The organism is Streptomyces sp. NPDC007971 (assembly GCF_042958635.1).
Taxonomy (GTDB): domain Bacteria; phylum Actinomycetota; class Actinomycetes; order Streptomycetales; family Streptomycetaceae; genus Streptomyces.
The window spans coordinates 76,474-84,866 of sequence record NZ_JBIBJK010000033.1 but is presented as its reverse complement, the minus strand read 5'-3'; the positions used below and the strand labels follow the sequence as shown (position 1 = coordinate 84,866).

The window sequence follows — 8,393 nt, the reverse complement described above, 5'->3', positions numbered from 1 at the left end:
TGAGCCCCTGGCTGTCGTGGGTGTTGCCACTTGAGATACCGACCACGAGAGGCAGTCCCGACCGGTCGGACATGACATGCATCTTGGAACCGGGCTTACCCCGGTCCACGGGGCTCGGACCTGTGTGTTCGCCCCCCTTTTCGCCCTCACATGGGCGGTATCGAGGACCACGCGGGAGAGATCGAGCAGGTCTTTGGCCGCGAGTTTGTCGAGCACGGCCTGGTGCAGCCGGCCCCACACTCCAGCACGGGACCAGATCAGGAACCGGCGGTGGGCAGTCGACTTCGAGACGCCGAAGCACGGCGGCAACGCTCGCCAGGCACACCCGCTGACCAGCACGGAGATGATGGCCGCGAACAGCGTCTCATCAGGCGTGTCCTGTGTCCCACCACCCTGCGGCCGAACCCTCGACGGAGGGATCAGCGGCTTCGCGATCTCCCACAGCCCGTCCGGAACAATCCAACTCCACGTACCCCGCCCCATACCGAGACCAACGACGCCTCACCACATACGACACGGTCTTAGGCAGGGCTCAGCCCTGGGAGGACAGCAGCGAGATCACGGGCAAGCCGTCCGGCGTCGCGCGCGGCCCCGCCGTCGCGCGCGAGGAACACCGGCGGCGCCCGATCCCCTCGCCCGCCGACCGAGACCTGTCCCACCCACCCACTTCTCCTTTCTTCCTGCTGTGGGGCGTGGACTCGGGGGCGTAGAGGGGATGTCGACCTCCCGACCATGGTCAGGTCAGGGTGGTGACCTGCGGGTTCGCAGATAGCCGTGACAGAGGGCGCGGGCGGTTGTCGGACGGGTTGTCGGTGGGGATGTGGGCCTGGTCCACGGAGGCGTTGTCGCTTCGTGACCGTGGTCGGGCCTTCGTGGTCGGTGGTCCGGTCGGGGCCGGCTGCTGCTGTAACCGGTACGCGCGGCGCCGGGCAGGACGGCGTCGCACCGGCAGGGAAGGGAGCGGATCCGTGATGATTGGCGTGGACGCGGGCAGCGGGGACCGGATGACGCTGGGTGTGCTGGCGCAGTACCGGATGGCGACCACCGAGCAGATGCACCGGGTGATCGCTCCCGAGGTGCGTATCGAGCAGACCCGGCGGCGGCTTGCCCGGTTGCGTACCGAGGGGCTGGTTGACCGCATCACCCTGCCGCAGGCCGGGCGGACCCGGGTGTGGTTTCCGACCTCGTATGGCGTGCAGCTCGCCTGCGGGTGGCCCGAGCTGCACGGGCGGCGGCCGTCCAGGACCGTGTCCGATCCGACCGCCGTGCGGCTGGCATCACTTGTCCCCCAAGCGCGCCCATCCGCCAGCGGCACCTCGAACCCAAGCGTGCCAGCCCCTCACCGCCATGCCCTGCCCCAGACACAGGCGGCTCGTCCAAGCGCGCCGCCACATACCAACGATCACTGAACCTGAACCATGCACAGCGCAGATGACACGACCTGATCACCCAACCAGCAAACTGACAAACCCGCAGCTCAGAACCCACCCCAGGATCAGCGCCCACAGCCACTGCAAGTACGGACGCATCACGATCACCTCATCACAGCCGCGCACCAAACTGATCAGCGCAGGCCAGACCACCGTCTACTGATCCCAAAGACTGATCCTGGACAGCCGCGCTCGCCGCGCTCGGACTCAACTGGGCGGCCGTGGCGGTCAACAAGTAGGCCGTTTTACAAGATGCCGCCCAGCCGGTAGTCCACCGCTGTTGTGAGCGAAGACGCAGTTCTAGTCGGGGGTCATGTCCTTGCCGCTTCGACACCGCTTGCGCAACGTGCACACAGGCGCCCGGGCGCGTTGATCTTCACGCTGGGATGTCGGAGAGCGGCCTGCTGTACAGCGCCCTGCCCATGGGAGAACCTTCGCCTGTGACATGAGCGCGGATCGACGCGATGTAGTCGTCGCGGCCGATGCTGCCGTCGCCGTCGGTGTCCAGGGCCGTGAACGCTGCTTCGGCATTGGTGGCCGGGTTGTTGAGTGCGGTGCGCAGGGCTGTGAACTCGGAGAGGCCGAGGGCGCCGTCGTGGTCGGTGTCGGCGAGGTCGAAGAGTGCGCCGAGGACGGGTGCGCAGACGGTGTCGAACGCCTCGGCTCCGGCCCATGCCGCGTACTCGTCGAAGGTCATCTTTCCGTCGCCGTCGGCGTCCATCGACTCCCACGCGCGCTCGCCGAGGGTGCATGCGGTGACGACGAGCCGGTCGTCCTCCTTGAGGCCCACCGCCCGCGCCACGTTCCTCGTGCGCGCCATGTACTCCTCTTTGGAGACGATTCCGTCTCCGTCCGCGTCGAGCATGGCGAAGACGAGCTTTTGCGCGGCTGTCTGGTCCATCGAGGTTCCTTTCTCACGGTGCTCGCGTGTGAGCGCTTCGATTCGAGTGGGTTGTCCTTCCCTCCAGGTCTGACGGTAAAGGCGCCCATTTGGGGGGGCGCGGGCGTCTTTCACCACGCGTACTGCGCGTGGTGCTCCGATGGTGTGACTCAACGCGCCGGAGACGGCGGAAGTGGCCTGGCGGTAGTTACAACCCTTGGGGAAGAACACATTCCGTGGAGGGTGGATGTTCGGCAGACATGGCACAGCAGTCGTGATGAGTTCCCTGGCCCTGGTGGTCTCGTCAGTGGTGTGGGCTCCAGCGGGTCAGGCTCATGAGCCTGTGCACCGGGAGAACGTTCTGTGCACAGGTTCCAGCAACAGCACATACGACCCGCCCTTGACCTTGTTGCCCCGCCAGACCCGCGTCCAGACACACGCCGGGTACACGTGCGCGGTTGCTCCCGGCCGGACGGTGTCGGCCACCAGCTCCCTGGAAGGCACGTCGCCCGCAGCGTCCTGCATCACGGTGAACAGCCCGCGCCTTAAAGAAGTCGTCCACTACGGTGACGGGAAACGGTCATTGATCGCGTACGACAGCAGCACCAGTATTCGTGTCGCCGGCGTCCTCGTGGTCAGGATGTCAGGCTGGGTGGTTGAGGGCCGCGGCGAAGGGCTGGCGGCACATCGGACCGTTGCCGCGCTCCCCGGTGAACTGCCCACCTCATGCCTGTTGTCCGGGCTTCGGGGCAGCAACGGTGAGGCGCAGCTGGAGATCAGGCCGTGAGCCAGACCACGGTGGGCATTCCCACCGAACCGATCGGCAGCATCCCGCGGCCCGCCGAGCTGCTCGCCGCCATGGCCGACCATGCTGCGGGCCGGATCGGCGACGAGGAACTCGTCGCCGCCCAGGATCGCGCGGTCCGCGACACCGTCCGCCGCCTGGAGGAGATCGGCTCCCCGGTCGTCACCGACGGCGAACAGGCCAAGCCCAGCTTCGCCACCTACCCCCTGACCGGCCTGAACCAACTGGCACCCGACGGCGTCGTCATCCCGTTCGCCGACGGGCACCAGCGGCAGCTGCCCCGCCTTACGGCCGGACCACTGCGCTACGGCGTCTACGCCGACCACTACCTGCACGCCGCACTCCGGCACGCGGCCTCCCCGGTGAAGCAGGCCGTGATCGCGCCGTCGGCGCTCAGCCTGCTCTACCCAGCCGACGGCATCGACGGATACCCCCGCGAAGCCTTCCTCGACGACCTCATCGCCGAGGCCGAAGCGGACATCCGCCGCTGCCTGGACACCGGTGCCCACCGCGTCCAGCTCGACTTCACCGAGGCCCGCCTCGCGCTGAAGCTCGACCCGAGCGGCAGTCTGCTGGACCAGTTCATCACCCTCAACAACCGTGTCCTGGAACGCTTCTCCAGCACCGAACAGGCCAGGATCGGAATCCACACCTGTCCCGGCGGCGATCAGGACTCCACTCACAGCCTCGACGTTGACTACACGGCTCTGCTGCCCGCCCTCCTCCATCTCAAGGCCGGTGCCTTCTACATCCAGCTCGCCAGCGAGCCGGAACCGGACAGGGTCCTCGCCGTCCTCGCTGAACATCTCCCTGACCAGGCCCAGGTCTTCATCGGCGTCACCGACCCGATCGACCCACGTGTCGAAACGCCCGAGGAGGTACGCGACCGCGTCCTCGCCGCCGCCCGTCGCCTGCCCCTCAACCGTCTGGGCACCTGCGACGACTGCGGCTTCTCCCCCTTCGCCGACGACACCTCCACCTCCCGCGACACCGCCTTCGCCAAGATCAGCGCCCGCATCGAAGGCACCGCCCTGGCCGCCCGCGAACTCGTGAACGAACGCCCCGGGCCGTCATCGAAGCCTGCCGGTTAAAGCCCGGGCGTCCTGCACGACGGCCTGCACGACCCGCTGGGGTTGTGCAGGCGGTCGTCGTATTGAGGGAGGGCCCACCGTGCAGGCAGCCACCCCCTCATCAGCCGAGCGGACCACCTCTCTTCAGCCCCGGTGGCTGCGAGCCAGTCGGCGGCTTCGGCGTCGGTCAGGAGCGTGTCTGAAAGATCGTGTAAGTCCGTGATGTGACAGGCTGGTCGGGGCTTGACCTGGGCCTTTGGCCAGCCGGGACGGACGGACATGAACGACAACGAGATCCCGGCCGTTGAACCGGTCGAGGACAGGCTCGTGGATGAGGTCGTCGAACGGCTGCTGGACCGCGCCGACGCCCCGGGTGCTGCCCTGCTGGGTGAAGGCGGGCTGCTGACCGAGGTGACCCGGGCCCCACGACAGCCAGGCCCTGGTCCCGCTCGTCCAGGGCATCCCGCCGATCCGCTCCCGCCGCGGACCTCGGCGACGCCGACCGGCAAAACTCCACGCCGACAAAGGCTACGACTACAACCACCTGCGGCGATGGTTATCGGCACGCGGCATCCAGCACCGGATCGCCCGCAAGGGAACGGACAGTTCGCAGCTACTGGGCCGGCACCGTTGGGTCGTAGAACGAACCGTCTCATGGCTGGCCGGCTGTCGCCGCCTTCACCGCCGCTACGAACGCAAGGCCGAACACTTCCTCGCCTTCACAAGTATCGCCTGCACCCTCATCTGCCTGCGCCGACTCACTCGTTGATGTGCCGCTGCAACAGCCTGACTGCTAGGTCGTGGCCGTAGTGAGCGGCGAGATCCATGGGAGTTTGTCCGTCGGGGCCTGGCAGTTGCGGATCAGCACCGAAGGCTAGGAGCACAGCAGTGGTATGCACCGTCAGCGGGCTACCGTTCTGCAAGGCACCATCGCCTTCCGTATCAATGGCGTGTGTCAGGAGCGTCATGTTGTCGCATACCTCATCAGGGTGGACTCCCTTGGCCAGCAGCTGAGCCAAGGTCTGTGCGTCCTCGTTCTCCACCGCTTGATGGGCCGGGGTCCAGGTGTTCTCCACGACGACATCCAACCGCTGCCGCATCGGCCTGGCCAGCGCATTCCCAAGTCTCTCATCACCAAATGAGATGGCTTAACTGGTGGGGGATCCGTCCGATCTGACGGACGATCAGTTAGCTTTGGTCGAGCCGTTGCTGCCCGCAGCGGTGCTTCAGAGCTCTGCGGTGGAGCCCGGTAGGCGACCGCCCGGTCAGCCGGCTCGGCGGTCTGCCGGGAAGCTCAAGCGGGCCGGCAGGCAACGTCGGTCAGGTGGCGGGAGACGGTCGGTTCTCGTGCGGGTGCAGGCGGTCGGTGAGAAAGGCGAGGATCTCATCGCGGGCCCGGACCGTGGGGTGGCCGGCCTCGTCGACGAGATGGGCGGTGACGACGCTGTGCGGGGTGCCGACCAGGTCTGCGAAGAAAGGCGGCGGGGCCGGGTTGGCGGCGCTGTCCGGCAGGACGCGCCCGTCGAAGGCATCGCCGAGCAGCGCGCGGTAGGCGGCGAAGCGCTGCCCCGTGCACCAGCGGTCGCCTTCAAAGCGGTAGGCGAGGACGGTGAGTTGGTCGCGGTCGAGCCGGTCGCGCACCGCGCGCGCGTCGGCCGCGTCGAGTTCGAGTCCGCCGGGGTCGTCGAGCGGCAGCGACGGGTGGTTGACCACCGGGGCGATCACCGCCGTCTCCAGGGCCATGGTGAGGGCGAAGTTGCCGGTGAAGCACAGGCCGATTGCAGCCACCCCCGGCCCGCCGCACGCGGTGTGGGCTTGGCGCGCCAGACCGCGCAGCCAGACGGTCACCGGGCTGGTGCCGCCCCCGGCGAAGGCGCGGAACTCCGCGCTGACACAGGCGCGGCGGACGACCTCCCGGCCGCCCTCGGCCGTGGGAAAGGCGCCGTCCGCCCCGAACAGGGAGGGCACATGGACGGTGAAGCCCGCGTCCCGCACCCAGCGCGCGAGCCGCAGGACGTCGGGGCTGATACCCGGCATCTCGGGCAGTACCACGACCGCGGGCCCAGTCCCGGCCACGTACACCGTCTTCTCCACCCCCTCCACGGCCACACTCCGGCGGGAGAAGTCAGTGATCGGATCGTCGTCGCTCATAGGGGCAGCCTGGCCCCCGGGCCGGACCCTGGGTAGGGGGCGAGATCGCCAAAGGAAAGGGTAATCTCGCCGCACGCGAGGAAGGCGAACGGTACGCGGACGGCGATGCGGGCCCGGGGACACCAAGAGGGCAGGGCAACGATGGCAAAGGCGGCACGGCAGGCGGAGGACGGCGTGGATCCCAGCGCGGAGCCGGGTACGGGGCCGGGTGCGCTGCGGGTCGGAGTCCTGGCGTACCCGGACTGCTTCGCGTCCGAAGTGTTCGGCGTCCCTGACCTGCTGACGATGGCCCGGCATGTCGCCGGACCCGACGCACCCGGCTACCAGGTGTCGGTCCTCTCGCCCCGCCGCCGGGTCATCGCCTCCGGCGGCGCAAGCCTGGACGTACGTCCCGTGCGCGAGATCGACGTCCTCGTAGTCCCCGGCTTCGAACTACGCCCGGACACAGACCTCGATGCGCGGCTCGCCCGGCTCGCCCCCGAGATCGCGGCGATCCACGCGCAGGCCGCCGCCGGCACCGCCGTCGTCTCCCTCTGCGTCGGCGCGTTCCTGCTCGCCGAGGCCGGGCTCCTCAACCGGCGCCAGGCCACCACCTCCTGGCTGCACGCCGGCGCACTGGCCAGGCGCTGCCCAGACGCCGACGTGCGGCCCGAGCACCTGGTCGTCACCGACACGGGAGTAACGACCACGGCCGCCTTCAGCGCCATGTACGACTTCGCTCTGGACCTGATCCGCCGCCACAACGGCGCCCAGGTAGCCCGCACCACCGCCCGGGTGGCACTCGTCGACGACGCACGGACCTCCCAGACCCCCTACATCGACCCACGGCTCCTCCCCCAGCCCGGCCAAGAATTCTCCCAGCAGGTCATGCGACGGCTCGACCAGAACCTCACCGAACGCTACGACCTCACCGCACTCGCAAACACCTTCCACGTCAGCACCCGCACACTCCTACGCCGCTTCGCCAAAGAAACCGGACACAGCCCGCTCGCCCACCTCCAGGCCTCCCGCGTCCGCCGCGCCCGCCACCTCCTGGAAACCACCGACCACACCATCACCGCCATCGCCGCAGCCGTCGGCTACCACGACCCCGGCACCTTCACCGCCCTCTTCACCCGCCACACCGGCCACCGCCCCAGCACCTACCGAACCACCTTCCACCGCACGTCACCACTCCCGGAGTGATCCAACCACCTCCCAGCAGGCAGTCGACGCGCTGCGCCAGCAGGTCCCGACCCGTGTCCACTGCCACAGGCATGCCCGGTACACACCCGCCCCGGCATCCCGTCCCAACACCAAGAGCACTCCCTGGGCGCCCGCACGGCACGCCCGCTCCGGAGTGCACCAAGACGGAGTTCCAGCAGTGTCACGGAGGGAGATCAAGTGCCCGGCCTCGGGTGGGAAGACGGACAGCCGCGCAAGCGGACCCGAACCGTCTGCCGGCCGACCGGGGCTGGAGGATCACCCGCCCTTCAGACCGCGGCTTCGAGGACGACCCGATCGACTACGCCTCCTGCCTGCGCGACCGCCGCCCAACGTGACCGCTTGGCCATCGCGGACGCGCAGGGCGCCGTAGACCAAGATCTTCTCCGGCCAGCGGGAGCAGTCGATCTCGCTCTTGACGCGGTCTCCGCCCGACGACCAGCCCGGTGCCCGCGGGAAGGCACCCGAGACCACCCGTCCAAGCTCACCGGCACCAACCACCGTCACACCACCAGGCCGGCTGGCGCAGAGCCCGATGATCCATGTCCTTTCCCCTCCAGGCCAGGGACCTTCGAGCAGGCCCAGGACCACGGGTGCACCACCACACCCCTTCAGCCAGCAAGAACCTGCACACCCGCGAACGACCGACCCGGATACCGACTTCCCGAGCAGCGGCAGCAAGGAAATCCAGGGCCCACTCCGCCGGGAGGTTCCTTCTGCAGTTCCCCCTTTTCCTCACTCCGGCGGCGTACTGGTCGGCCCGGCAGACAGTGGAGTCGGCGTTGAGGTCCCAGGTGATCAGGTCCCTCGTACCGGCCCGGGCCTGGAGTTGGGTGAAGATGCGCTGCCAGGTG

The 8,393-nt window shown here is 68.5% G+C and carries 7 protein-coding genes and 2 pseudogenes; 5 read left to right on the top strand and 4 right to left on the bottom strand.

Annotated features, from left to right (window positions below; translation table 11 throughout):
- Positions 1-483: pseudogene (locus ACFZCP_RS42630) on the bottom strand (IS5 family transposase); the annotation flags it as partial.
- 488 nt (positions 484-971) lie between these two features.
- Here ACFZCP_RS42630 and ACFZCP_RS42625 point away from each other — a divergent pair.
- Complete coding sequence (locus ACFZCP_RS42625) at positions 972-1,409, top strand: replication-relaxation family protein (protein WP_391442097.1); 438 nt, start codon at positions 972-974, stop codon at positions 1,407-1,409.
- A gap of 397 nt (positions 1,410-1,806) precedes the next feature.
- Here the strand turns inward: ACFZCP_RS42625 and ACFZCP_RS42620 are convergent, their stop codons facing one another.
- A complete protein-coding gene (locus ACFZCP_RS42620; protein WP_391442068.1) occupies positions 1,807-2,331 on the bottom strand; it encodes an EF-hand domain-containing protein in 525 nt (174 codons plus the stop codon).
- Positions 2,332-2,710: 379 nt separating this feature from the next.
- On the opposite strand from ACFZCP_RS42620, the gene ACFZCP_RS42615 reads away from it, so the two are divergent.
- The 3 genes and pseudogenes from ACFZCP_RS42615 to ACFZCP_RS42605 form a co-directional block, all read left to right on the top strand.
- A complete protein-coding gene (locus ACFZCP_RS42615; RefSeq protein ID WP_391442065.1) occupies positions 2,711-3,097 on the top strand; it encodes a hypothetical protein in 387 nt (128 codons plus the stop codon).
- Between the two features lie 11 nt (positions 3,098-3,108).
- Entirely contained in the window at positions 3,109-4,206 is a 1,098-nt protein-coding gene (locus ACFZCP_RS42610) for a cobalamin-independent methionine synthase II family protein (protein ID WP_391442093.1), read from the top strand.
- A gap of 403 nt (positions 4,207-4,609) precedes the next feature.
- Positions 4,610-4,954, top strand: a pseudogene (locus tag ACFZCP_RS42605) (transposase); the annotation flags it as partial.
- On the opposite strand, the gene ACFZCP_RS42600 reads toward ACFZCP_RS42605, so the two are convergent.
- Together ACFZCP_RS42600 and ACFZCP_RS42595 are read right to left on the bottom strand one after the other, a co-directional pair.
- Positions 4,944-5,261 carry an ankyrin repeat domain-containing protein gene (locus ACFZCP_RS42600; RefSeq protein ID WP_391442062.1) on the bottom strand — a complete coding sequence of 106 codons (318 nt, stop codon included), beginning with the start codon at positions 5,259-5,261 and terminating at the stop codon, positions 4,944-4,946. The pseudogene ACFZCP_RS42605 and the gene ACFZCP_RS42600 overlap by 11 nt on opposite strands.
- Before the next feature lie 244 nt (positions 5,262-5,505).
- Complete coding sequence (locus ACFZCP_RS42595; RefSeq protein WP_391442060.1) at positions 5,506-6,336, bottom strand: dienelactone hydrolase family protein; 831 nt, start codon at positions 6,334-6,336, stop codon at positions 5,506-5,508.
- Between the two features lie 141 nt (positions 6,337-6,477).
- Between ACFZCP_RS42595 and ACFZCP_RS42590 the strand changes: the two genes are divergently transcribed.
- On the top strand, positions 6,478-7,521 hold the full coding sequence (locus ACFZCP_RS42590; protein ID WP_391442057.1) for a helix-turn-helix domain-containing protein: 1,044 nt from the start codon (positions 6,478-6,480) through the stop codon (positions 7,519-7,521).
- The last annotated feature ends 872 nt before the right edge of the window (positions 7,522-8,393 follow it).